Origin of the sequence: Collinsella sp. CLA-ER-H11 (assembly GCF_040092445.1) — a bacterium.
Lineage (GTDB): Bacteria > Actinomycetota > Coriobacteriia > Coriobacteriales > Coriobacteriaceae > Collinsella.
In genome coordinates, this window is record NZ_JBBNLN010000003.1 from 22,801 (window position 1) to 47,727 (window position 24,927).

Below are 24,927 nucleotides of genomic sequence, written 5' to 3' on the forward strand. Positions count from 1 at the left end.
TTTAATTCCAAGACTGTTGGTGCTCTTCGTAGGTCTGAGAGAAATACTCCTCGTCCTGCGTAATGTAGAAATACAGGTCATCGGAGTCGGTGGGCTCAAGGGTTGCCTTGAGCGCCTCGAGTGACGGAGAGCAGATGGGCGTGGGCGGCAGCCCCTCATGCTTATAGGTGTTATACGGGCTATCGCTCTGCAGGTCGTCGGCGGTAACCTCGCCGCCGGTGACATACATCATGGTCGCATCGCTATTGAGGTAGCACAGACCATCGAGCTTGCCGGCAAGACGGTTGTAGAACACCGAGGCGACATGCGCGCGCTGCTCGGCGTTGAGGCCTTCGCGCTCAACGATGGAAGCGAGATTGATGATGTCGTAATCGGACATCCCCACGCCGTAGCGCTCCTTGATTTTGGCCTCGCAGCCGGCAAAATCGAGCGACTTGTACTCGGTGTTGAATTGATCGAGCATGGCGCGAATCACATCATCGGCGCTCGGTTTCTTACCCAACGAATAGGTCTTGGGGAATAGGAAGCCCTCGAGCGAATCGTTTGCAGCGCCCTCAAGGAAGCTATAGTCCTTCACATAGTTGGAGGCCTTTGCCTGATTGAGGAAGTCTTCCTTGGAGATACTGTCGTATGCCTTGGCCACGCGATCGGCGATCTGATCAACCGTCAGGCCCTCTGGAATAGTCAGTGCATCGGAGCCCGCATTGGGGCCCTCCATAAGCTGCTGAACGACCTCGGTCGCGTCCATGAGCGTGGTGAACGAGTAGGTGCCGGGCTTGAGCGACATGTCGGCGTTGAGCTTTTTGACCGCCGCGTAATAATCCTTGGGATTTTCGACGATATGGTTCTCGGAGAGAATCGAAGCGATGCTGTCACCCGAGGCACCATCGGGAATAGTGATAGTAACCTGCTGGCCAGCAGTGACTTTCGCATCCTCACCAGCAAAAAAGCCCTTGACAGCTGGCACGACAAAGAAAACGATCGCGACAAGCGCAAGCACGGCGACGACGCCACCGATAATCATAGGCACCGGGGAGCTTTTCTTTTGGGCACCACGGCGAGCGCGCGTGTTATAGCTCGAGCGCGTGGCCGGAGCAACGCCGTGCGAGCCATGAGCATGATGTGCGTGGGAGCGTGATTGCGGTGCCTGTCCCTGCGTACGCTGGGCAGGAGCCTGCTGCTTAAAGCGGGAACCGCCCGCGGGCTGGGCTGTATGGGCAGCAGACTGCTGAGCAGGACGACGAACAGGCTGCTGGCCTGGACGCTGAGTGGGCTGAGTGGGGCAAGAAGAGGGCTGCGCCGAACGTGCGGCGGGTTGGGCCGCGCGCTGAGTCGGTTGCATCGGACGCTGACCGGACGATACAGGGCGTGGCGCAGGCTGTCGTGTACGATTCGGCTGGCGCGGATCGAAAGCGCTAGACATGCGAAACCTCCTCGTTTTTGCGATCGAGCCACGTCTGCAAGAACAGGCTGGCGGCGATCATGTCGATCTTGCCCCTCATCTGCTTTTCGTTGAGTCCCTGCTCGCGCAGGATACGCTTGGCCTCTTGCGAGGACAGGCGCTCGTCCTCAAACTCCAGCGGAAGATCGAGCTCGTCGGCGATCTTTTGCGCTATGGCGGCAACGCGCTCGGCCTGGGGGCCAGGCTCGCCGGCCATGGTCAGGGGACGCCCGCTTACCAAGATGTCGGGCTCATAGTCCTCGACCAGGTAACGGAACGTCTTGGCCATACCGGTAACCTCAGCGGCCGGAAGCACCTTGACGGGCATCGCCATCTTGCCATCACGGCTCGAGACGGCGATGCCGATCCTGGTCTCCCCTATGTCCAGCGCGAGCGCGACCACAGCGACTACTTAGGCGCCGAGCGCGGTCTTGGCGGCCGCGAGGGCATCGGCGATACCGGCAGCGTTCTTGCCACCGGCCTGGGCCATGTTGGGACGGCCGCCACCGCGACCATCGACCAGACCCGCGATCTGCTTGATCACGTTGCCGGCGTGGAAACCGGCCTTCACGGCGTCATCGGAGCCGGCGGCGAGCAGGGCCGGGGTGCCCTTCTCGGTCACGCTGGCAACAACACAGGCAACGGGACCGGCGACCTTCTGGTGCACGGTATCCCAAACGTTGCGCAGGTCGGCGGCCTCAAGGCCCTGGAGCTCAGCGACGACGAGCTTATAGCCGTCGAGCTCGACGGCACCCTCGATGGCGCTGGAGATAGCGTCGGAGGAGCCACCGGTCAGCGCCTTCTTGAGCTTGTTAGACGTCTCGCGCAGCTCGGCCTGCAGGTTCTCCACACGAGCGGGAACCTCGTCAACGCGGCACTTGAGCGCAGCGGCAGCGGCGTCAACGAGTGCCAGGCGGTCGGCCATGTAGTCGAGGGCGCCCTTAGAGGTAACGGCCTCGATACGGCGGACGTTCGAGCCCGTGGAGGACTCGGAGATAATCTTGAATAGGCCGATCTCGGCAGTGTTGGCAGCATGCGTACCACCGCAGAGCTCGCGGGAGAACGGCTGGTCCTCGGCGCCCACGGAAACGACGCGGACGACGTCGCCATACTTCTCGCCAAACAGGGCGACGGCGCCGGCGGCCTTGGCCTCGTCGATGCCCATGACGCGGGTCACGACCGGCTTAGATGCAAAAATCTGCTGGTTGACCAGGTCCTCAACAGCCTTGAGCTGCTCGGAGGACAGGGCCTCAAAGTGCGTGAAGTCAAAGCGCAGGTGCTCGGACGTCACCAGCGAGCCGGCCTGAGAGACATGCTCGCCCAGGACGTGCTTAAGGGCGGCGTCAAGCAGGTGGGTGGCGGTGTGGTTGCGGCGCAGGAAGCCACGGCGCTCGGCGTCGAGCGCGGCGGTCACGGTAGCACCGACGGTCAGCGTGCCCTCGGCGACGTGCGCAACGTGGGCATACAGGCCGTTGTGGTTCTTGGTATCGGAAACGGTCAGCGAAACGCCCTCGGCGGAAAGCTCGCCGGCATCGCCCTGCTGGCCGCCCATCTCGGCATAGAACGGGGTGCGGTCGAGCACAACCTCAACATCCTCGCCCGCCGCAGCGGACTCGACGGACTCGCCGTTGCGCACGATGGCCACAACCTTGGCGCCCTCAATGACGTCGTTGTCGTAGCCGTCGAACTCGGTCGCAGCGACCTTGTCCGAAAGCTCGACCCACACATCGTTGAAGCTGCCCCAGGCGTCGCCCTTAGCATTGGCGCGAGCACGGGCCTTCTGGTCCTCCATGCAAGCGGTAAAGCCGTCCATGTCGACGTCGTGGCCGGCGGTGCCGGCAATCTCGACGGTCAGGTCGATGGGGAAACCAAAGGTGTCGTGCAGCTTAAAGGCGACATCACCCGGGAGCACGGCGCCATCGGCAAGCGCTGCCAGGGCCTCGTCCAGGTAGACGCGGCCGTTGTCGAGCGTCGTGGAGAAGCGCTCCTCCTCAGAGGCGACGATACCCCTGACGAGTGCGACGTTCTTGAGCAGCTCGGGATAGGCCTCGCCCATCTGAGCGTTGACCTCGTCGATGAACTTGGTCAGGAAGGCGCCCTCGATGCCCAGCAGGCGACCGTGGAACACGGCGCGGCGGAGCAGGCGGCGAAGGACGTACTCGCGGCCCTCGTTACCGGGCAGGATGCCGTCCGAGATCATAAAGTCGACGGCACGGGAGTGATCGGCGATGATGCGCAGCGAGCGGCTGGCGCCGGAGTAATCGTCGGCGTCATAGGTCTTGCCGCTGATCTTCTCACCGAGCTTGATGAGGTGCTGCATCAGATCGCCGTCGTAGTTGGCGGTCTTGTGCTGCATGATGGCGGCCATGCGCTCCAGACCCATGCCCGTATCGAGGTTGCGGTGCGGCAGCTCCGGCATGGAGCCGTCCTCCTGGCGGTCGTACTGGGTAAACACGAGGTTCCAGAACTCAAGGAAGCGGTCACAGTCGCAGCCGGGCTTGCAGTCGGGGCTACCGCAGCCGACCTCCTCGCCCATGTCAAAGTAGATCTCGGAGCACGGACCGCAGGGACCGGTGGGGCCAGCGGCCCAGAAGTTGTCGTCCTCGCCAAGGCGCGAGATGTGATCCTCGGCAACGCCCAGGGAGCGCCACACGTCGTGGGTCTCGTCGTCCTCGGTAAAGACGGTGAAGTACAGGCGGTCGAGCGGCAGCTTGAACTCCTTGGTGATAAGCTCGAAGGCCCAAGCGCAAGCCTGCTGCTTGGAGACGCCGCCAAAGGAGAAGTCGCCGAGCATCTCAAAGAACGAGAGGTGACGGCCGTCCTCGCCGATGCAGTCGATGTCGTTGGTGCGGACACACTTCTGGCAGGAGATCGCGCCGATCTCCTTCATGGCCTTCTTGCCCTGGTAGTACTCCTTAAACTGGTTCATGCCGGCGTTGGCAAGCAGCAGCGAGGGGTCGTCGGGAACAAGGGACGAAGAAGGATAGAGCTTAAGACCGCGCTCCTCAAAGAAGTTGAGGAACTTGGAGCGGATCTCGGCCGTAGTCATTGACGGGTAGTCAGCACTCATAGAGGGAATCTCCTCGGTTTCACATCGAAACAGTTCAAACGTAACGATATTACCATCCCGCCGCGCCAGTGCAAAAAAGAGGGCCGCCAAACAGCGACCCTCCAGCGAAAGTGCACGTTATGTAGTACTGCGCGATCCTTTGAAAAAGGACTGCTGTAGAATTACATATAAGATTCACCCGGAAGGAGCGATCGATGAAAAGCAAACGATTTGTCCTGAATGCACTTCTGGTTGTAGCACTTTTAGCGCTCTTGGCCTTCTCTTGCTGGTATGCAAACCAACCAGCCTTTGGCTACGTATTGTATGCAGTAATGTCCGGCGATAAAGCTTGTTACACTCTACGCGTAATTGACGTTCTCTTTTTCTATGTAGCCGGCCCCTTATCAATCGCTTTGCTCGCGTTTCTTGTCATTTACAACTTCAAGAAACGCTAGCGGTGCCTATTTGGAATCCGAATCGTCCATGGAGCCGTCGATGCCGGTTTTGGTGTCGTCGTCCATATTGGAATCGTCGTCTTTGGCGAAGGGATTCTTGAAAAAGCCCGTAGCATCGGGCTGAAGGCCCGAGAGCTTCATCCAGGGATTATCGAGCTCGGGCTTGGGCATGGCCTTGGCCTCGGGCGCAGTCTCGTTGCCGATGAGCTCGGACTCGTAGATGAACGTATCGTCGCCGAGCGCGTCGTAGGCGGCGACCGGGTTGCCCTCGACATCGCGATACGGCGTGCCCTTAAACACGGCGCCGTCGTATGCCACGAGCTGGCGACCGGTCTCATTCTCAAAGTAGTAAACGAAGATGCCCTTGAGGGCCGCGCACAGCGGGATGGCGATGACCATGCCGATGGGACCCATGAGCGCCGAACCGATGACGAGCGCCGTCAGGCTCATGACAGGATGCACCTGGACCGAGCTCTGCATGACCTTAGGCGAAATGACGTTGTCGGTGACGTTTTGAGCCACCATGGTCACGACAAGCGTCCACAATGCCAGCATAGGGCTGAACATAAAGCCGAGCACCGTGGCGATCGCCGCGCTCACCCAGGGACCGACAACCGGGACCAAGTGCATAATGCCGGTAAATATGGCCATGAGCGCTGCATATGGATGGCCAATGAGCGTAAAGCCGATAAAAGCGAGGATACCACCGCAGATGGACGTCACGACCATGCCACGCATATAACCGCCGACCGAGCGTGAAAGGATGGCGACCATAAAGCGGTACGAGGTCTCCTTTTCCTGACCAATGATGGTGCAGACTTCATGGTGCATACGGGGGTAATCGCAGGCAAGCCAGTAGGCAAGTACCAGACCGAGGAAGATGACGAACAGCTGGGAGGCCGTATTGGTAATAAGCGGGAATACACCGCGACCAAGCTCGGCAGCGATTTGTGAGACATACTTAGACGCCACAGTGACAAGCGAAGAAAGATTATCATCCAGATACTCTTTGAGCGGCGTGTTGTTGAGCGTCTTGAAATGCGAGACCATCTCGTTGAGATCGCCGCCCGCAACACGAAGCTGCTCAGGCAGGCGGCTCAGGACTTCCATAATCTGACCGAGCAAAATAGGCGACAGGATGCAAACGACACCAACAAGCACGGCAACAACCACAATGAGGGCGATAAGCGAACCGATGCCACGACCGACGCCGTGATGCTCAAGCCAGTTAGTGATCGGCGACATCACAAAAGCGATGATGGAGCCGACAGCTAGAAACTCGATAACCGGCGCCAGGATGCCCATAAGGTTAAAGATGACGGCGGCGATGACGATACAGCCAACGACGGACCAAATGCGAAGCGTCAGAATACGGGTATCGCGCAGCGTGCGGTCGGTTTGTTGGGGGTGCTCACTCATGAACGAACCATCACTCCATCGGGGTCGATCTTGTCCTGAATCTTCTTAAGGGTACGACGCAGCAGGCGCGAGACCTGCACCTGCGAGATTCCCAGCTTCTTGGCGATCTCGATCTGGGTCATGCCCTTTACGAAGCGCAGCTCGATAACCTCGCGCTCGCGCGGCGAGAAATCGCGGATGGCTTCCTCGATTACCAGTCGGTCATCGGTAAAGTCGAGCTCGTTGTCGTCATCGGCATAGCGGTCGAGAATCGAGGGCGCATCGTCGGAATCGGACGCGCCGGGAGCCTCGATGGGCACCGAGGTGTAAGCCGAGGACGATTCCATGGCTTCGAGTACCTCGTCGACAGTCACGTCCAAGTATTCGGCGATTTCCTCAACCTTGGGCGAACGCTGTAGCTCGTTGGTGAGCTTATCGGTAGCCTGATTGACCTTGGCAGAAAGCTCCTGCAGACGACGCGGCACGCGCACGCTCCAGCCCTTGTCGCGGAAGTGACGCTTGATCTCGCCCAGGATGGTGGGCGTGGCAAACGTGGTGAACTCGAGTCCGCGCTCGGGATCAAAGCGGTCGATTGCCTTGAGTAGACCCAGGTATCCGACCTGCATCAGGTCGTCGAGCGGCTCACCGCGGTTCTTAAATTTGTTGGCAAGAAACCTTACCAGGTTCATATGGGACATGACGAGCTGCTCGCGTGCGTCCGGATCACCAGTCTCTTTATAGCGACGAAACAGCTCGCGGGTTTTCTCCTTGTCCCAAGCGGTCTTACCGCTCCGGGAACGTTCGGTCATATTAGATATCCGCCTTGAGGTCGAGGGAAAGCGTCAGGGGCGCCTCAGTCTTTTCGTAGGAATCGCACACGCTCGCCAGAATGAGCTCGGCATACACGGCAGCCTGGTCATCCTCGTCGACGGTGGCCCGATCGCCAAAGGTAAAGTTCATGCCAACGTGAGACTCATCGACATCGAACCTGATCATGATGTCATCGGAATCAACAGCCGTGCAGCCAAAGATAAAGGCCTCCTCGGCAGCCATACGAATGTCCTCGATGCGATCGACGGACATGGAGCACAGCGCGCCGACGTTGGCCGCCGTCATACGCACGAGGCGTGCCAGACGCGGATCCCCGGCAACAGTCAGCGTAATAGGGCAGGTTGCTTCGCTACTCATCGCAGGACTCCTCGGAGGTCTCGGCGGGCGTATAGGTGTAATACTGAGCAGGCTTGGCTGCGGGCTTCTGAGCCGCATCCGCACCATCGGCGGCCTCGTCCTCAGCCTCACCAATCAGAACGCGCTCGGTAGGCTGCTCGGCCACGGCGGCGGCAGCGGCGAGCTTGCGATCGGCGTCGGCTGCAGGAGCCTTCACCTTATTGAAGAGCTTCTGCACGGCGCCAGCAGCAGAATCAGTCACGCTCGACACAGCGTTGCTTGCCTCGGCCACGCTACCCGTGACCTCGGAAATGTCGCGAACCACGGCTTCGACCTCTACAAGATTGGAGGTAAGGGCGTCAACCGCGGTCTTGCTCGACTTGAGCAGCGGCTCCACCTGGGCAAGTGCCGGCGTAAGCTCATCGACGGCGCCATCGAGCTTTGCCACCACAGGCTGAGCCTCGGCGATGGTGTTACTGAGAACGCTTACGGTCTTATCGAGCGAATCAACGGCGTTGCGGGTCTTGCGCAAGGTAAGCGCGAGCTCAACGATAGCCCACACACCGGCAATGGCAAGCACCAGCAGGGCGATTTGAATGGGACTCATACAAGCCTCCCGAAAGAATCGAAATACAGACGACTTTCATGGTACCCCAAAGAAGGGGAAGATACCCAAAGGGAATATGCGAGGTCCAAGGACCTACCTGGGCGCGTTACCGCTACGGTCGCGTTCGCTTTGCTCAACACGCCACTCTTCCCAGCCGCGGCCCGCAGGCTGCCAAAACGCACCGCGCTCCAGCCCCTCGGGCAAATAGCGCTGATCGACCCAGCCTTCGGGATAATCATGCGGATACTTATACACACCGTATTCGTCGCTGCCCGGGCGATGACGATCGCGCAGATAACTCGGCACCTCGCGAAGCCCACTTGAATGGATATCGGCCAGCGCCGCATCGATCGAGGCCTCACACGCGTTGGATTTAGGCGCCAAGCACACATACAGAGCGGCCTGAGCCAGGTTAATGCGGCACTCGGGATACCCAATGACCTCGGCAGACTTAAACGCGGCATGCGCCACCAAAAGCGCCTGCGGGTCGGCGTTGCCAACATCCTCAGAAGCGTGAATCATAATACGGCGAGCGATAAACTTGGGATCCTCCCCCGCATCAATCATGCGCGCGAGCCAATAGATCGTGGCATCGGGGTCGCTGCCGCGCATGGACTTGATGAACGCACTGATGATGTCGTAGTGCATGTCGCCGTTTTTGTCGTACGAAAAGCCACGGCGCGGGTTGGCAATCTTCACGTCGTCTACAGTGATGGGATAGCGCTCCCCCGCCGCCGGCGCTGGCGTTCCCTCAGTGTCGGGACGCGTTACGGCAATCTCACTCGCAAGCTCGAGCGTCGTGAGCGCTGAGCGAGCATCACCCGCTGCCAGCGTACAGATGGTCTTAACCGTATCCTCATCGGCCGAGAACTTGCCGTTCAAACCCTGCGGAGCCTCGAGCGCACGCTCAATGAGTGTGGCTATATCCTCGTCTTTAAGATGCTCAAGCTCCACCACGCGACCGCGCGAGAGCAACGCCGAGTTGACCTCGAAGTACGGATTCTCCGTCGTGGCGCCAATCATTATGACGGTACGGTTCTCAACTGCATGCAGCAGGGCATCCTGCTGCGACTTGGAGAAGCGGTGAATCTCATCAATGAAAAGAATGGTGCGGCGGTCGTAGGTATTCAGGCGCGTCTTGGCCTCGTCAATCACGCGACGCAGGTCCTTCACGGTACCCGTCACGGCGCTGACCTCGACAAACTCGCTCTTGGTATGGTTAGCGATAATGTGGGCCAGCGTCGTTTTGCCCGTACCGGCCGGCCCATACAGAATCACACTCGACAGCACGTCATGCTCAATCGCAGCACGCAGCCACGAGCCCTTACCGACGGCCTTTTGCTGACCCACGTACTCGTCGAGCGAATTGGGGCGCATGCGCACCGCGAGCGGCGCATTTTTAAAGGAACGCTCGCGCGTCGAGGCAGAAAATAGGTCGTCCATAGCCATCCCGTGCATCAATCAAAAACGTTTTTCACCAACAGTATACCTAAAGATACGAACTACCGTTCGTTAATATAGGTACGGTGCGGAAACTTCAATCCCGGGAACAACTTGCTCGTGAGCTCGCAGAAATAGCCGTCCGTCATGCTCGCGATGTAATCCACCACCGCTTGATCCTTGTCATCCTGCCAGACATAGGCGCGATCGTAGTAGGAAAGCTGCTGCTCAATGCGAGAAATATGATGCTTAAAGATGTACGAGGACTCGTCACCTTCGTTTATATCCTGAAGGCAACGGTCGTAGAGCTTTTCGAACGCCTCGCGCAGCTCCGCTTCGGAGTCGCCTTCGATGCCGCCCTTGCTATAGATCTTTACGTAGTTCTCGCGCTTGGCTCGGCGAATTTCCTCAAACAGCTCCTCGCTCATCTCGATGCGCGGCTTGCCATAGCTGTGCTCAACGATATCGATGGAGGCATGCGTCAGGATCCAGCTGTTGTATGCCCCACCCAGGCCATCGTCAAAAGCATCGGGCGCCAGTAGGCCCGCCGCAATGGCGTCTTGGCGATCGCGCCCAACGTAGGCAAGGATATCCGAGATGCGGACCACGCAGCCTTCGAGCGTCATGGGACGCAGGTGTTCAATTGCGCTATATCCCTTGGCAATACAGTCCTCAACCGTCTGATCGAATTGGTCAAAGGAACCTATATCCGAGAGCTCAAACACGCGTTGCTCGTACTCACCGTTATGGCACAGCACGCCATCGAGCGTCTGGAGCGACACGTTGCGTCCATACAGCGCATCGAGCACACGAACCGACTGCACGTTATGGAAAAAGTAGCGACCCGTGCGCTCGTGGTAGATATCGTTGAGGAATCGCTCGCCGGCATGTCCAAAGGGCGTGTGTCCCAAGTCGTGGCCCAGGCCAATCGCCTCGATCAGATCGCAGTTGAGCCCCAGGGCGTGACCGATATCGCGTGCGATACGCGATACAAGTTGCACGTGCAAACCGCGGCGCGACAGATCGTCATTGCTACGGAAGCTAAAGACCTGCGTTTTTCCTGCATAGCGGGTGTATGCGGGCAGATGAAGAATCTTTTCGGTATCGCGCATAAAGGCCGGACGCATAAGCGTGCCTTTGTCGGCAGCGCGATCAATACGACGAATGACCTGGTCGTCGTTGCAACGATACGGGTTGACGGCACCCGAAGCACGATCGGCGGAAATGCGCTCGATAAGTTCGGGCGACAACGCCGAGGGAATACGGTCCATGCGCGCCTTAATGACGGCCGTTTCTTGATTAGTTGCCATGGCATGCTCCTTAAGAAGGATGCGCAATCGGTTACAATGTGCAGCCCACGACCTCGATTATGGCAAATATCGGCACCAAAAATGGCAGCAATGGCAGGGAGAGCGATTTTGTGAAGAGGCAAGAGAGGGCAAGGACCAGAAGCGCGATGGCAAATGCCACGATGCCGCCCATAGGGTCGAGCGTGCAAAGCGCGAAGAGCGCCTTGGCGTCCCCCATGCCGATGCCGGGGGTGTGGCGAACACGACGCCAGAGTGACTCAGTAAGCACAAGGGCAAGGTAGACGATGACCGCAAGACCGGCATGGTCAAGCGCCGTATTAACACCTCTGTCGAGCCAAACGCCTGCTAACGCCGCCACGGCACACGCGCCGGCAAGCTCATTCGGAAACCGACGCTCACGGGCATCAATCGCCACGCCGGCAAAGATGCAAATCCAAAACGGAATATAGACCATCTAACACCTCCTTGGGCAGCAGCTCAAACGCAAAAACCACTACAAAGGGACCTGTCCCCTTTGTAGTGGTTTTGATGCTGGTTATTTGGCGCCTTGCATGACCTCGTCGAGGGTAACGCTTACGGCGTGCTGTGTCGGCACCCAGTCAACCTTCAGGAACAGCGCCGCCACCGTAATGGGGATATAGCTGAACATAAAGATCGGGAAGGTAAACAGGTTGGTCACCAGACGCCACTTTTGCGCACAGTGAATGTGCTTATACTCAAAGATGGTCGTGAGCAACGCCAGGATAAAGAACGTCTGATACATCATGGCGAAGGTCAAAATGAGCGAAGCGGCGCAGGCTTGCATCTCGACTTCGGTAGCCAAAAAGCCATGCGAAAGACCACCCACGATCAGGAACGTCGCATTGGCGAGCATCGAGATCAGCGATAGCAGCATACCCGGGGCGATCGTCATAAACATGTCATAGGCGGCAAAGCGATGGTAGCGGAAGGTCGATTTGACCAAGTGCTTACCGTAGGTAAAGAATACCTGGTAGAAGCCCTTAGTCCAACGCATACGCTGCTTCCAGGAAGCCTTAAACGTCACGGGCTGTTCGTCAAAGAACTCCGCCGGCGCATAACCGATGCGGATGCCGTGGATGGCGCAGAACGTGGTGAACTGAATGTCCTCAGTCAGCGTGTGGAACTGCCAGCCGTGCATGCCCTCGATGACACTGGCAGAAATGAGATAGCCCGAACCCGATACAGCGCAAGAAGTCTTGCAGATATTACGCGCATTGTTAAGGAAGCGCGCCTCGCGCAGATACCACGTGGCATTAGCCGCCGAGATCCACGAGCTGCCGAAGTTCTTGGAGTTGCGGTAGCTGGTGACCACATGAAAGCCCTGGTCAAAAGCATCGTTCATCTTGGAAACGTAATCACGGGAGATGACGTTATCGGCATCGAAGATAAAATAGCCCTCAAAGGTATCGGGATACTCGTTGAGAATGCGGTCGAAACCAAAGTCCATGACCCAGCTCTTACCCTTGCGGGCAAGGTCGTTGCGCTCATAGACAATGGCGCCCGCCTCGCGCGCAAGCTGTGCCGTGTTGTCGGTGCAGGCGTCGGCGACCACAAAGACCTCGATAAGCTCGGACGGATAGTCCTGATCCTTGATGGAGCGAACGAGGTTGGCGATCACGGCCTCCTCGTTATGCGCCGCGATAAAGAAGGCATAACGGTGGAGTTTTTTGGCCTTGGGAGGCGCGACCTCGCCACGAAGAGCGCCAATGACAAAGAAGACCACCTGGTACAGGAAGCAGACCGTGAGCAGCGTGACGACAATCTGGTTGAAGATCACGATGGGTGTGTTGGTTTGTAAAAAGGCGAGCATGCAGGCTCCCAGCAACGCGTTACGTAAACAATCGTATATCTTACCGCAGGCTTACCGAGTTCAAGAAACCACCTAATACTGGCTAGGCTTCGAGCAGACCGAGCTGCGGGACGATTTCGTCGCCGGCGGCAGTGCGGCCAAGCGAACGCGGGGCTAAGTCGTCAAGAACCGCGGCAAGATCCCAGGGCAGTTCGTCACGGCACTCAATGCGTTTCCCCGTTACCGGATGATCGAACGCCACGCGCCAGGAATGCAGGAACTGCCTGTTCAGACCCTGGTCGGCACGAGCATCGCACTTACCATAGAGTGGATCGCCCACACAGGCGTGATTGATATGACGCATGTGCACGCGGATCTGATGCGTACGGCCCGTAAACAAGTGGCACTCCACGAGCGTATAGCCGTCGTCAAAGCGCGTGGAATCAAAGCGTTCGAGCACCTTAAAGGTCGTGATGGCCTGACGCGCAAAAGGATCGTCGGACACCGCCATCTTGACGCGATCGCGCGTAGAGCGGGCGATACCGGTGTTAATGGTTCCCTCGTCCATGGCAATGTGGCCGTGAACAAGCGTGATATAGCGACGATCGAGCGTACGCGTGCGGATGAGATTTTGGAGCGCGCGCTGGGTGTCGTCATCTTTTGCCGCGAGCATGAGGCCCGAGGTATCCCGATCCAGACGGTGCACGATACCGGGACGGTCCTCACCCTGCACGGTGCCAAGATGGTCGATGCCGCAGTGGTAGACCAGGGCGTTCGCAAGCGTACCGCTCTCGTGGCCGTGAGCAGGATGGCACACGAGACCGCGCTGCTTGGAAAGCACAATGAGATAGTCGTCTTCGTAGCGAATGTCGAGCGGGATGGCCTCGGGAATCACATCGGAGGGATCGTGCGGCTCGGGCAGGTCGACCGAAATGCGATCGCCAGCGCGCACGGCGTACTTTTTAGACAGGCAGGTCTCGCCGTTGACGGCGACGGCGCCTCCCTCGATTAGATGCGCGCAGGCAGAGCGCGTGGGGCAGCCGTCGTTAGCGCCCAGATAGGCGTCGAGACGCTGGCCAGCGGAATCTTCGGCAACAAGAATATGAATGTCTGCCATTAGCGCTCATTCCTTTCGCGAATCTTGCGGGCACGCTCCCCACGTTGCTGGGCCTTGCGCTTAGCGCGGGCCTCGTCACGGGCATTGAGCTCGGCCGTCGCATCGACCTCGCGAGCGGCGGGACTTAAGAACATGTAACCAACGAGGGCGAGCACGACACCCACGGTAATACCGATATCCGCAACGTTAAAGACGGGGAAATCAATAAAGGTAGTGGCAATAAAATCAGTCACAAAGCCCATGGCCAGGCGATCGATCGCGTTGCCGATAGCACCGCCCGCAACCATTGCCATACCTATGACCTCCAGGCGAGCGAGCTGAGGCGCGCGAATCAGGTACACGGCAATGGCGACTATAACCGCAAGCGCCAGTACGGCAAACGCTATGCCATGGCCCTCACCCATGCTAAAGGCAGCTCCGATATTGCGGACAAACAGAAAATCGATCACGCCGGGGATAACGGTCATATGCAGGGAATCGCCCACGGCACGAACCGCAAACTTGGTCAGCTGGTCAACAAGCAGCACAACGAGCGCCACCCCGCCAGCAACACCCAACCGCCAACGCAAAGGCGGCGTCTTATCCGCACCACGACCCAAAGAAATCCCCTACCCTCAAGATCATCGAATTACGATTAACGCAATGAACCATCTTATATTGCCACACGCAGGGCGCACGACATATTCGCTAACGCCAGATAAATAACCAGCATAAAAAGAAAGCGGCATTCCGAAAAACAGAATGCCGCTTGAATGTGACACAGGTAGTCATTGGGGACGTTCTTGTTTGACTAGTCATTTAAGAACGTCCCCAACGACTAGTTCAGCGCCTCTGCGCAGCGCTTGCAGATGTGAGCGTGGCCGTTGTACTCGCCGACGGTGGTGCGATAGTTCCAGCAACGGTCGCAGCACTCGCCCTCGGCAGCCTCGATGGCAACAGAAAGCTCCTCGCCCTGGGTCAGCTCAACATCGGAGACGATGTAGAACTCGGCGAGGTCGACGGCCTTGTCGCCGGTCAGCAGCGCATACATCTCGGCGGGAACGACCGCCTTGACGCGAACCTGCTGGCTCTTGGTGAAGGTGCCGGCAGAACGGGCATCCTCAAGGGCCTTGGTCACGGCGCTACGGAGCTCGAGCGAGGCCTCGAGCACGCCCTCAAACTCGTTGGCCTCGTCGACCGTGATGGGCGACTTGTACCAATCGAGCAGCGCGGCGTACTTCTGGTGATCGACGCAGCCGGCGGGCGCATAGGCCATGGCCTCGTCGACGGTGTAGGACAAGATCGGCTGCAGGTCGCGCATGAGCATCGAGAAAAGCTCGGCGAGCACGGTCTGGGCGCTGCGGCGCTCAAGCGAGCCGGGCTTCTCGCAGTACAGACGGTCCTTCAGGGCGTCGAGGTACACATTGGAAAGCTCGGTAACCACGAAGTCGTAGAGCGCACGGTAGGCGCGCGGGAACTCGTAGCAAGAGTAAGCGTCGTCGACCTCGGCCTGAACCTGAGTCAGGCGGGCAACCATGAGTTTGTCGAGCGGCAGCAGGTCGGCAAAAGCGACGCCGTCGGTCTCGGGCTCAAACTGACCCTCGAGCTCGGAGAGCAAGAAGCGCAACGTGTTGCGGAAACGACGGTAGGCATCGGACGTACGAGCGAGAATCTCGTGGTCGATGGAAACGTCGGAGCTGGTGTCGACGGAGGCAACCCACAGGCGAATGATGTCGGCGCCCATCTCGTCACAGACCTTATTGGGGTCGATGACGTTGCCGAGCGACTTGGACATCTTGCGACCCTGGCCGTCGAGCGTGAAGCCCTGCGAGACGACGGCCTTGTACGGAGCATGGCCGTTGGCGCCCACCGAGGTGAGCAGTGAGCTCTGGAACCAACCGCGGTGCTGGTCGGAGCCCTCGAGATACACGTCCGCCGGGTACTCAAGCTCGGGGCGATACTCGCAGACGGCCTTCCAGGACACGCCGGAGTCCCACCACACGTCAAGGATGTCCTTATCGGCCTTGAGGTGATGGCCGCCGCACTTGGGGCAGACGCAGGCCTCGCCTAGGTAGCTCTCGGGAGCGTCGGTAAACCAGGCGTCGGAACCCTTCTCATGGAAGAGCTTGATGACGGCGTCGAGCGTGGCGTCGTTCATGACCTTCTCGCCGCAGTCGGCGCAGGTGTAACTCGGGATAGGCACGCCCCAGTTGCGCTGACGGCTGATGCACCAGTCGGGACGCTGCTCGACCATGGCACCGATGCGGTTGGCCGCGTGGGCCGGATACCACTTGACGTTCTCGCGAACCTCTTTGCCAGCCTGCTCGCGCAGACCCGTCTTGTCCATCGAGACAAACCACTGGTCGGTAGCACGGAAGAGCACCGGGTGCTTGCAGCGCCAGCAGTGCGGATAGCTGTGCGTGATCTTCTTCTCGAGGACCAGGGTGCCGCGCTCGCGCAGGAACTCGATGATGTGCGGGTTGGCCTCATCGGTATCCATACCGCTGAAGGGGCCACCGGTGCCAAACTCCTCACCGGTGTAGAACTTGCCGTCGTCATCGACCGGCATGCAGATGTCGGTGATGCCCTCCTTGAGGCAGGCAAAGTAGTCGTCGACGCCGTGGCCGGGCGAGTTGTGTACGATACCGGTACCGTCATCGACACCGACGTAATCGGCCAGCAGTGCCACGCCCTCAACACCGTCAAAGATCGGCTGCTTGTAGTGGATGTGGTGGAAGGTCTCAGCGGGAACCACATAGGGCTTGCCGTCGACCATGACCGGGGTGTACTCCCAGCCAAACTCCTCACAGCACTTGGGAGCCAGGTCCTCGAGCATGACCTCGGCACGGCCGTCGTGCTCAACGGCGACGTAGGAGGCGCCGGGCTTAAGGGAAACGGCCTGGTCGGAGGGGATGGTCCAAGGCGTAGTCGTCCAGATGATGAAGTCAACTGGGCCGTCGAAGTTCTCGAGGCCGGCGGGCTTAGAAGTCATCTCAAAGCGAACGAAGATGGAGGGGCTCGTCTCGTCGGAGTACTCGATCTCGGCCTCGGCCAGCGCGGTGTGGCAGTGCTTGCACCAGTGAACCGGCTTGTGGCCGCGATAGATCATGCCCTTAACGAACATGGCCTTGAAGACCTCGATGTCGGCAGCATCGTGCTGGTGATAGAGCGTCAGGTAGGGGTTGTCCCAGTCGCCGAGCACGCCCAGACGACGGAAGCCGGCCTTCTGCAGCTCAATGTTCTCGACAGCGAACTCGTTGCAGAGCTCACGGATCTTGGCCGTGGGGGTCTGGTTGAACTTCTCGGTGCCGAGCTTCTCCTCGACCTTGTGCTCGATCGGCTGGCCGTGGCAGTCCCAACCGGGGACATAGGGAACCTCATAGCCCTGCATCATCCAGTAGCGATTGATCATGTCCTTGGAGATCTTGTTCATGGCATGGCCGATGTGGATCGGACCGTTGGCGTACGGAGGGCCGTCGTGCAGCACGAACTTCTTGTGACCCTCGTTCTTCTTCAGAACCTGCTCGTAGACCTTGTTGTCCTGCCAGTCCTTGAGTCGCTTAGGCTCGGACTTGGAAAGACCGGCACGCATGGGAAAACCGGTCTTGGGCAGATTCATCGTCTGCTTGTACTCGTTTGCCACGGTACCCCTTTCATATCGTGGGCGCACACGCCCGTTGGGCACCAAAAAGGCGCCCGTCCCTACAAGCTGGGACGAAGCGCCACAAAACGGGCTGTGCGCCCGCAAAAGCTCTTCGCTTAACCACCCAGCTTAGATGCCCTCGCCCGCTTCTAGCGCGCTCGCATCCGTTACTCGGCTGGCCTGTATCGACGGCCATCTCGGCGATATCTACTAAGACGTGCCTGTGTGGCACGTCCGTTGGGACCGCAGCTCCGGGGTGATTTTCATCGGTCGCATGCACGGGTTCTCAGCGCTCCCCGCTCTCTGTAGCATGCGGATGGCCGACTACTCGTCCCCATCAACGCTTATGCGGAGTATGCTAGCACGTTCCGCGCCGGCGAAAAACCCTCAACACTGGTTTTATACGTTCGAAATTTCTCGCTATTACAGCCCTTCTCTAGGAGCAAAATACCTGAAAGCACTCTATCGAACGAAAGAAGGTTGCTATGCGCACGATTGGAATGAGCGACTACACCGTCGGCGAGGACTGCTTTGACGAGCTGCCCGGCGCGCTGGCCGAGTACGGAGCAACAAAGGTCGCGATCATCGGAGGCAAGCGGGCACTGGCCGCAGCACTTCCCGGTATCGAAGCTGCGCTGGCAGATACCGACGTCGAGATTCTGGAAACGCGCGTCTACGGTACCAACAGCACACGCGCCAATATCGCCAAGGTCATAAACTCCCCCGCCTGCCAGAAAGCCGACGTGCTCATTGCCTGCGGCGGCGGCAAAGCACTCGACACGGTCAAGACGGCGGCCATCGAGCTCAAGAAGATCGTCTTCACGGTCCCGACGATCTGTTCTAACTGCTCCGCCGCAACCGCCATTGCCGTCGTGTACAACGACGACGGCTCGCTCGAGGGCTATTCGTACCCCAACCGACCGGCGCATATCTTCATCAACCCCAAGATCATCGCCGAGGCACCGGCAGAATACTTCTGGGCCGGCGTGGGCGATGCCCTGTCCAAGCAGCCCGAGGTCGAATACGCTACGAGCGCCGGCAACCTGGAGCACACCGCCGGACTTGGCCTGGCACTTGCCCACACCTGCTCCGAGCCGCTGTTTACCTATGGCGTCCAGGGTCTTGAGGACGTACGCAAGAACCTGTCGAGCGAAGCCGTTAAGCAGATCGCACTCGACATCGTGGTCAACACGGGCTATGTCTCGAACCTGACCAACCAAAACGATTACTACTACAACTCGAGCGTGGCGCACGCGTTCTACAATGCGACGTGCAGCATTCCGCGCGAGGGAACCTATCTGCACGGCGAGGTCGTGAGCCTGGGCGTGCTCGTGCTGTTTGCCTATACGGACGATACCGAGAACCTTGAGCGCTATGCCGCCTTTAACAAGCAGATGGGCCTGCCCGTGACGCTTGAGCAGGTCGGGCTTTCCGAGGCCGACATCCCTGCCCTATGCGAGCACGCGCATGCCACCAACGAATGGAAGCAGGGAAACCCCGAGCCTTTCACCGACGAAAAGTTCGCCGCCGCCATCAAGGCCGCCAACGCCTACGGCCACACGCTCTAGCTCTAACCCAAAACCACCACAAAGGGGACAGGCACCTTTGTGGTGGTTTTTTATTGCTCCAGCATGCTGGGATCGAATTCACTCGCTTGGATCACACGGTACCCATTGCGCAGGAGCAGGTCGACAAAAACACCGTTGCCCGCGGTGAGCGTACCGCTAAAGGTGCCGTCGTAGATGCGGCCCGCGCCGCAAGAGGGACTGCGGTCCTGCAAGACGCACGCAGCAATCTCGGACGGCCCGCCCGCCTGCTCGCACATGTCGAGCGCCCGTTGGGCACCCAGGCGAAACTCGCGATCGACCGAGATGCCCTCGCAGGTACGGACCTCGCCGTCCACGATCTCGGAGGGATCGCGCGGTGTGGGCAGGCCGCCAAAGACCTCAGGGCACACCAAGAGGACCTCGGTCCCCGTACGTTCGCAGGCCTCGACCAACGCGCGGTGGTAGTTGTCGAACCCGTTATACTTGCAGCTCTCGCCCATCAAACAGGCACTCACCACGATCTTCAAATGCATCCCTCTCAAGCAAAACGCCCCATTTGAGATAGGTGAACTGCACCCCAAAACCTGGACGGCTTAAATAAGAACTACGCCGCAAGGGACTGTCTCCGGAACTCCTCCGGGGTCAGTCCCTTCAGTTTAACCTGGCGCCTCCTCGTGTTCCAATGGACCACGAAGTCGTCGAGGTCCGCCTTGAAGGACTCGAAGTCCGGCCACGTCCTTCCGCGGAAGAACTCGTCCTTGATGTGGCCGAACACCTGCTCCGTCGCGCCGTTGTCGATGCAGTTGCCCTTCCGGGACATGCTCTGCACCACGCCGGCCTCCTCCAGCCGCCTGCACCAACCGGCCTGCTGGTACTGCCAGCCCATGTCCGAGTGCAGGACCGGCCTGGAGCCCTTGGGCTTCCTGGACACGAGCTGGTCGAGCAGCTCGTGCTGCTGAGCCATGTTGGGGTGCAGCGACGTCGACCAGGCGACGATCTCCTTGCTGCCGAAGTCGTAGACCGGCGCGAAGTAGGCCTTGCCCCAGGGCTGCTTGAACTCGGTGACGTCGGTGCCCATCTTCTCCCACGGCCCGTCGGCGGCGAAGTCGCGCCCGATGACGTTCTCGAAGGTCTTTCCGACCTTGCCCCTGTACGAGTTGTACCTGTGGTAGTCGGTCTCGCGGCGGATCCCGCAGCTGATGCCCATCTCGCGCATCATCTTCAGCGCCGTCTTGTCGGCTATGCGCACGCCCCGCTCGGCGCGCAGGCACATGGCGATCTGCCTGTGGCCGCACCCGTTGGCGGCGCGCGAGAATATCTCGGCGGCGGCCTCCCAGAGCTCGGGCCTGGTGGGAGCCTTCGGGTGCGACAGCGCGTAGTAGTAGCTGGACCGGGCCATGCCGGCGCACTCCAGCAGGCGCCCCAGCCCGTGCCCCTCTTCGCGCAGGACCCTCACGGCCTCGACCTTCGCCCTGGTCAGAGCCCGTCCCTCTCGACCAGGGCACGCAATTTTTTTAGGTAGGCCACCTCGGTCTCGAGCCTTCGGCAGCGCTCCTCGAGCTCCTCCTCGCGGGTCCGCGGCCTCGCCTTGGAACCGCTCGGCCGGCCCTTGGGCCTCGGGCGCAGGGCCTCCGCGCCGCCCCGGCGGTAGAGCGCGCACCATCTCTTGAGCGGCGACATCGACATTATGCCGAACGCCGCCATCGCCTCGGCCTTCGTCATGCCGCCGTCGACCACGGCGGAGGCTGCGGCGACCCTCTGCTCGTATGTGTACCTGGCCTGCTTGCCGTCCATGGATAGCAGCACCTCGCTTCCGAACGACCGGTATACGCAGAGCCATTGTCTCACGGTTCCGCGCGGGACCGACAGCGCCTTCGCCGCAGACTTGTAGCCGTGGCCTCGCTCGAAGAGCCCGATCGCCGCCTTCCTGGCCTCGATGTCGTGCTTCACCCTCAAGTCGACACGCATAAAAAGCCTCCCATTTCTCGTGTCCAAGAAATGGGAGGCAGTTCAAGGCACTCAAATGGGGCGTCGATATTTACTGTCCCGAACGCAACGCTACTGTTGCTTAGGCATCAGCGGATTTTCGCGCGTGAGGAGATTCATGAACTCCTCGCCCGTGATCGTCTCCTTCTTGTACAGATAACGAGCCAGCTCGTGGAGCTTGAACTTGTTCTCCTTCAGGATCTGCAGAGCGCGGTCGTGCGCATCCTCGATCAGCTTGGCGACAATCGCGTCCACGCGCTCGGCCGTACCGGGGGCGCAGGTGAGCGACGTATCCTGGTTGAGGTACGCGTTCTGCACGGTACCGAGCGCCATCATGCCAAACTCATCGGACATACCAAAGCGCGTCACCATGTTGCGGGCGAGTTTGGTAGCCTGCTCGATATCGTTGGCGGCGCCGGTCGTCATCTCGCCAAAGATGAGTTCCTCGGCCGCGCGACCACCGCAGTAGACGGCGAGCTTGTCCAGAACCTCCTGGCGCGTCGTCAGGAAGCGCTCGTCCTCCTCGACCTGCATGGTGTAGCCCAGAGCACCGCTCGTGCGCGGCACGATGGTGATCTTGGTGACCGGCGCGGAGCCCTTCTGGCGGGCGGCAACAATGGCATGGCCAATCTCATGGTAAGAAACGACCTGCTTCTCGTGGTCGGACAGCACCGTGGACTTACGCTGCTGACCGGCGATGACGACCTCTACCGACTCCTCAAAATCATCCTGGGTCGCGCGCTTGCGGCCCTCGCGGACGGCACGCAGGGCACCCTCGTTGATGATGTTGGCCAGGTCGGCGCCCGAGGCGCCGGGCGTGGCGCGGGCAATCGCGGTCAGGTCGATCGGCGGCTGCGTCTTCACGCTCTTGGCGTGCAGCTCGAGGATGTTCTTGCGGCCGGTCAGGTCGGGGAGCTCAACGGGGATGCGGCGATCAAAACGACCGGGGCGCAGCAGGGCAGGATCAAGGCTGTCGGGGCGGTTGGTGGCAGCGAGCACGACGATACCCTTGTGGTTGTCGAAGCCGTCCATCTCGGTCAGCAACTGGTTGAGCGTCTGCTCGCGCTCGTCGTTGCCGCTAAAGCCGCCGCCGTCACGCTTTTTGCCGATCGTATCGATCTCGTCGATAAACACGATGCACGGGGCCTTTTCCTTGGCCTGCTTAAACAGGTCGCGTACCTTGGCGGCGCCGCGACCGACAAACATCTCAACGAACTCAGAGCCCGAAATGCTAAAGAACGGAACGCCCGCCTCGCCGGCGACAGCCTTGGCGAGCAGGGTTTTACCGGTACCCGGAGGGCCCACAAGAAGAGCACCGCGCGGCAGCTTGGCGCCGATCTCCTCGTAGCGCTGCGGCTTCTCCAGAAAGTCGACAACCTCCTTGAGGGACTCCTTGGCCTCTTCCTGGCCAGCGACGTCCTTAAAGGTCACGCCCACATCCTTGGAGGCGATAACGCGAGCACCGGACTTGCCCAATCCGCCGCCGCCAAAACCGCCGCCAAAGTTCATCGACGGACCGTCATCGCCCATGGCCTTCTTCATGCGACGATTGAGCCACCAACCGATGAGGAAGAAAATCGCCATGGGAAGGATGAGTGTGAGCAGGTAGTAGGTCATCAGACCCGAGTTTTTATCGGGAACGACCGACTCCAGCGAAGCACCGGACTCAAGCACGCGATCGGTAAAGCCCGCGTCATTCGGCACACCGGTCGTCTTGTAGGCGACGTTCTCGTCCTCGCCCTTCTTGGTGTAATAAATGGTGTAATCGTCCGTGTTGTACTCGACCTTGTCGACACTCTTCTTATCGAGCGCTTTGACAAACGTCGAGTAATCGGTCTTCGTAATCTGCTGCGTGTGACCGATGTTGGGGAACAGAACGGTCGAGAGCACGAGGTAGACGACGAAGGCGATGAGCACGTAGAGGATCATATTCCGTCTACGTTTGTTGTCATTCATCTCCATCTGCTTGAACTCCATCTACTGGGGTTGATAATGCTATCTAGAATACCCAACCCAGACGGCGATAAACCTACGCCGGGCACGAAAGGACAGAGATGGCATCACTGGAAGTCGGCAAGGTTCAAATCTATACGGGCGACGGCAAGGGCAAGACGACGGCCGCGCTGGGGCTCGCGCTGCGCGCCACGGGCTATGGACTTAACGTGCTCATGCTGCAGTTTGCCAAGAAGCTACACTGCGCCGAACACGATGCCGCACCGCGCCTGGGACTGCGCATTGTACAGGCCGACCGTGACACGCCCGAGGCTTGCGCCGCACAGATCATGGAACTTGCACGCGAACAGATCTCGCAGGTCGACGTGCTCATTCTGGACGAACTCGGCGAGGCCATGCGCCGCGGCTTCGTGACGCGCGGGGATGTCGAAGCGTTGATCGCGATAAAGCCCGCCACCACGGAGCTCGTGCTAACCGGCCGCGGGCTGCTGCCGCTGGCCGACCTCGCCGACCTGGTCACAGAAATGCGCCCCATCAAACATTACTTCGACGAAGGCCTCCTAGCCCGCCAAGGCATCGAATACTAATTGATCCGAAGGGGACGGAGGAAAACGGATCATCGACATCACGGAGGAAAGCAATGATCCGTTATCCTCCGTCCCCAAGGGATCATTAGGCGGTGGCGCGGCCGAGCCAGTTGCCGCTGTGGTGGTAGATGGTGAACATCGTAGCCGTGATAAGCCAGGTTACGGGGTAAACCAGCAGCAGGTGCTCAAGGGACGGATCAAACGGCATAATCGCAAACACCCAGATCACCCTGAGCACGACGGTGCCAAAAATCGTGAGCAGCATGGGCTGCAAGCTCACGCCGGCGCCGCGGATAGAGCCCGACGCGTTTTCGATAATCGAGAAGATCGCGTAGAACGGCGCGATGAAATGAAGAATCGTCGTGGTGTACGCCGAAATCGAAGCATCGTCGACAAACAGACGCGACAACGGACCCGAGAACACCAGCAGCACGGCAGACAGGCCACCAATGAGCATAAACGACAGCACGAGCGACGTATGGTAGCCCTTGCGCATGCGCTCGTAGTTGCGCGCGCCAAAGTTCTGTGCCGAGAACGTGGTGATCGACACGCCAAGCGCCTCGGTAACCATCCAGACAATGCCATCCAAACGGCCCGAAAGACCCCACGCCGTGGTGACATCGGCGCCAAACGAGTTGACCGACACCTGAATCAAAACGTTGGAAATCGAATACGCAGCAGACTGAAAGCCAAGCGGCAGACCACACGAGATCATGCTCTTACAAATGCCAGGATCAATGCCGAGTTTGGACAGCGAAAGCCGCCACGCACCCGGTGCGTGCATCATGCGAATCACGATCATCGTGGCGTTGGAGCAAATGGTCAGCGCCACCGCGATGCCGCAGCCCAGAGCCTCCATATGAAGCACGGCAACGAAGATGACATCCAGCACCGCATTAACAAGGCAGCCGGAAGCGATGATCACAGCAGGTCCGCGCGTGTCGCCCACGGCGCGCAGCAGTGCTGTTCCCATATTGAGCAGCAGCGCCGCAACCATAGCGGCAAAATAGCAACGAGCATAGGCCACGCCCTCGGCCAATAATTCATGCGGTGTGTTCATAAGCACCAGCATGGGTTCAACGAACACTATGCCAAGAATCGAGAAAACGATACCGCCCACCAGCGCGAGCGTCATGGCCGTATGGACCGAACGACTCAGTCGCTCATCATCGTGCTGGCCAAAATACTGACCGGTAATGACCGCGCAGCCGGCGCCGACGCCAACGCAAAAGCCAATGCAGAGCTCGGTGAGCACCATCGTGGCCTGGATGCCGCCCAATGCGAGCTTGCCGCCAAACTGGCCGACGATATAGGTACCGATAAGCGTGTAGGCCTGCTGAAAAAACGAGCTAAAGAAGATGGGAACGCACAGCGAAAGCAGCTGCTGCCAAATGACACCCTGCGTTACATCGATAGCCGTAGATTTCTTAGCCACACG

At 59.5% G+C, this 24,927-nt stretch carries 21 protein-coding genes; 2 read left to right on the forward strand and 19 right to left on the reverse strand.

All coding sequences use genetic code 11. The features are described from left to right. Nucleotide 1 precedes the first annotated feature (1 nt). From mltG to ileS, 14 genes are all read right to left on the reverse strand, one after another. Nucleotides 2-1,342: an endolytic transglycosylase MltG gene (gene mltG, locus AAAX35_RS02900; RefSeq protein ID WP_349116687.1), complete on the reverse strand. Its 1,341-nt coding sequence runs from the start codon at nucleotides 1,340-1,342 to the stop codon at nucleotides 2-4. A 73-nt stretch (nucleotides 1,343-1,415) separates the two neighbouring features. Further along, nucleotides 1,416-1,844: a Holliday junction resolvase RuvX gene (gene ruvX / locus AAAX35_RS02905; RefSeq protein ID WP_118237444.1), complete on the reverse strand. Its 429-nt coding sequence runs from the start codon at nucleotides 1,842-1,844 to the stop codon at nucleotides 1,416-1,418. 9 nt (nucleotides 1,845-1,853) lie between these two features. Further along, on the reverse strand, nucleotides 1,854-4,511 hold the full coding sequence (alaS, locus tag AAAX35_RS02910) for an alanine--tRNA ligase (RefSeq protein ID WP_349116688.1): 2,658 nt from the start codon (nucleotides 4,509-4,511) through the stop codon (nucleotides 1,854-1,856). A 440-nt stretch (nucleotides 4,512-4,951) separates the two neighbouring features. Further along, on the reverse strand, nucleotides 4,952-6,364 hold the full coding sequence (locus AAAX35_RS02915; protein WP_349116689.1) for an AI-2E family transporter: 1,413 nt from the start codon (nucleotides 6,362-6,364) through the stop codon (nucleotides 4,952-4,954). Next, complete coding sequence (locus AAAX35_RS02920) at nucleotides 6,361-7,152, reverse strand: RNA polymerase sigma factor SigF (RefSeq protein ID WP_117564127.1); 792 nt, start codon at nucleotides 7,150-7,152, stop codon at nucleotides 6,361-6,363. Before AAAX35_RS02920 ends, AAAX35_RS02915 begins: the two co-directional genes overlap by 4 nt. A 1-nt stretch (nucleotide 7,153) precedes the next feature. Next, nucleotides 7,154-7,531: an ATP-binding protein gene (locus AAAX35_RS02925; protein ID WP_349116690.1), complete on the reverse strand. Its 378-nt coding sequence runs from the start codon at nucleotides 7,529-7,531 to the stop codon at nucleotides 7,154-7,156. Then, the gene (locus AAAX35_RS02930; protein ID WP_349116691.1) at nucleotides 7,524-8,117 is read right to left on the reverse strand and encodes a hypothetical protein; all 594 of its coding nucleotides are present in this window, start codon (nucleotides 8,115-8,117) and stop codon (nucleotides 7,524-7,526) included. The genes AAAX35_RS02925 and AAAX35_RS02930 overlap by 8 nt, the downstream gene beginning before the upstream one ends. A 93-nt stretch (nucleotides 8,118-8,210) precedes the next feature. Then, complete coding sequence (locus tag AAAX35_RS02935; RefSeq protein ID WP_349116692.1) at nucleotides 8,211-9,560, reverse strand: replication-associated recombination protein A; 1,350 nt, start codon at nucleotides 9,558-9,560, stop codon at nucleotides 8,211-8,213. Between the two features lie 59 nt (nucleotides 9,561-9,619). Continuing rightward, nucleotides 9,620-10,867 carry an HD domain-containing protein gene (locus tag AAAX35_RS02940; protein WP_349116693.1) on the reverse strand — a complete coding sequence of 416 codons (1,248 nt, stop codon included), beginning with the start codon at nucleotides 10,865-10,867 and terminating at the stop codon, nucleotides 9,620-9,622. A gap of 31 nt (nucleotides 10,868-10,898) precedes the next feature. Then, nucleotides 10,899-11,321 carry a prepilin peptidase gene (locus AAAX35_RS02945; RefSeq protein WP_349116694.1) on the reverse strand — a complete coding sequence of 141 codons (423 nt, stop codon included), beginning with the start codon at nucleotides 11,319-11,321 and terminating at the stop codon, nucleotides 10,899-10,901. A gap of 81 nt (nucleotides 11,322-11,402) precedes the next feature. Next, on the reverse strand, nucleotides 11,403-12,698 hold the full coding sequence (locus tag AAAX35_RS02950; RefSeq protein WP_329737977.1) for a glycosyltransferase family 2 protein: 1,296 nt from the start codon (nucleotides 12,696-12,698) through the stop codon (nucleotides 11,403-11,405). Between the two features lie 82 nt (nucleotides 12,699-12,780). Beyond that, a complete protein-coding gene (locus AAAX35_RS02955) occupies nucleotides 12,781-13,794 on the reverse strand; it encodes an RluA family pseudouridine synthase (RefSeq protein WP_349116695.1) in 1,014 nt (337 codons plus the stop codon). After that, the gene (gene lspA, locus AAAX35_RS02960; RefSeq protein ID WP_349116696.1) at nucleotides 13,794-14,321 is read right to left on the reverse strand and encodes a signal peptidase II; all 528 of its coding nucleotides are present in this window, start codon (nucleotides 14,319-14,321) and stop codon (nucleotides 13,794-13,796) included. Before lspA ends, AAAX35_RS02955 begins: the two co-directional genes overlap by 1 nt. 290 nt (nucleotides 14,322-14,611) lie before the next feature. Then, nucleotides 14,612-17,416 (reverse strand): isoleucine--tRNA ligase, encoded by a 2,805-nt coding sequence (gene ileS, locus AAAX35_RS02965; RefSeq protein WP_349116697.1) that lies wholly within the window; start codon nucleotides 17,414-17,416, stop codon nucleotides 14,612-14,614. Nucleotides 17,417-17,901: 485 nt separating this feature from the next. On the opposite strand from ileS, the gene AAAX35_RS02970 reads away from it, so the two are divergent. Next, complete coding sequence (locus tag AAAX35_RS02970) at nucleotides 17,902-18,984, forward strand: iron-containing alcohol dehydrogenase family protein (protein WP_349116698.1); 1,083 nt, start codon at nucleotides 17,902-17,904, stop codon at nucleotides 18,982-18,984. A gap of 50 nt (nucleotides 18,985-19,034) precedes the next feature. On the opposite strand, the gene AAAX35_RS02975 is transcribed toward AAAX35_RS02970, so the two are convergent. The 4 genes from AAAX35_RS02975 to ftsH all read right to left on the reverse strand — a co-directional run bounded on the left by AAAX35_RS02975 (nucleotide 19,035) and on the right by ftsH (nucleotide 22,911). After that, nucleotides 19,035-19,481, reverse strand: a complete 447-nt coding sequence (locus AAAX35_RS02975; RefSeq protein ID WP_349116808.1) for a DUF523 domain-containing protein — start codon at nucleotides 19,479-19,481, stop codon at nucleotides 19,035-19,037. A gap of 86 nt (nucleotides 19,482-19,567) precedes the next feature. After that, nucleotides 19,568-20,419 (reverse strand): IS3 family transposase, encoded by an 852-nt coding sequence (locus tag AAAX35_RS02980; RefSeq protein WP_349116699.1) that lies wholly within the window; start codon nucleotides 20,417-20,419, stop codon nucleotides 19,568-19,570. 20 nt (nucleotides 20,420-20,439) lie between these two features. Next, entirely contained in the window at nucleotides 20,440-20,931 is a 492-nt protein-coding gene (locus AAAX35_RS02985) for a helix-turn-helix domain-containing protein (protein WP_349116700.1), read from the reverse strand. Nucleotides 20,932-21,021: 90 nt separating this feature from the next. Next, nucleotides 21,022-22,911 (reverse strand): ATP-dependent zinc metalloprotease FtsH, encoded by a 1,890-nt coding sequence (ftsH, locus tag AAAX35_RS02990; protein WP_349116701.1) that lies wholly within the window; start codon nucleotides 22,909-22,911, stop codon nucleotides 21,022-21,024. A gap of 92 nt (nucleotides 22,912-23,003) precedes the next feature. Here ftsH and AAAX35_RS02995 point away from each other — a divergent pair, with 92 nt between their 5' ends. Then, complete coding sequence (locus tag AAAX35_RS02995) at nucleotides 23,004-23,489, forward strand: cob(I)yrinic acid a,c-diamide adenosyltransferase (protein ID WP_349116702.1); 486 nt, start codon at nucleotides 23,004-23,006, stop codon at nucleotides 23,487-23,489. 85 nt (nucleotides 23,490-23,574) lie between these two features. On the opposite strand, the gene AAAX35_RS03000 is transcribed toward AAAX35_RS02995, so the two are convergent. Next, on the reverse strand, nucleotides 23,575-24,924 hold the full coding sequence (locus AAAX35_RS03000; protein ID WP_161115832.1) for an MATE family efflux transporter: 1,350 nt from the start codon (nucleotides 24,922-24,924) through the stop codon (nucleotides 23,575-23,577). Nucleotides 24,925-24,927: the final 3 nt, after the last annotated feature.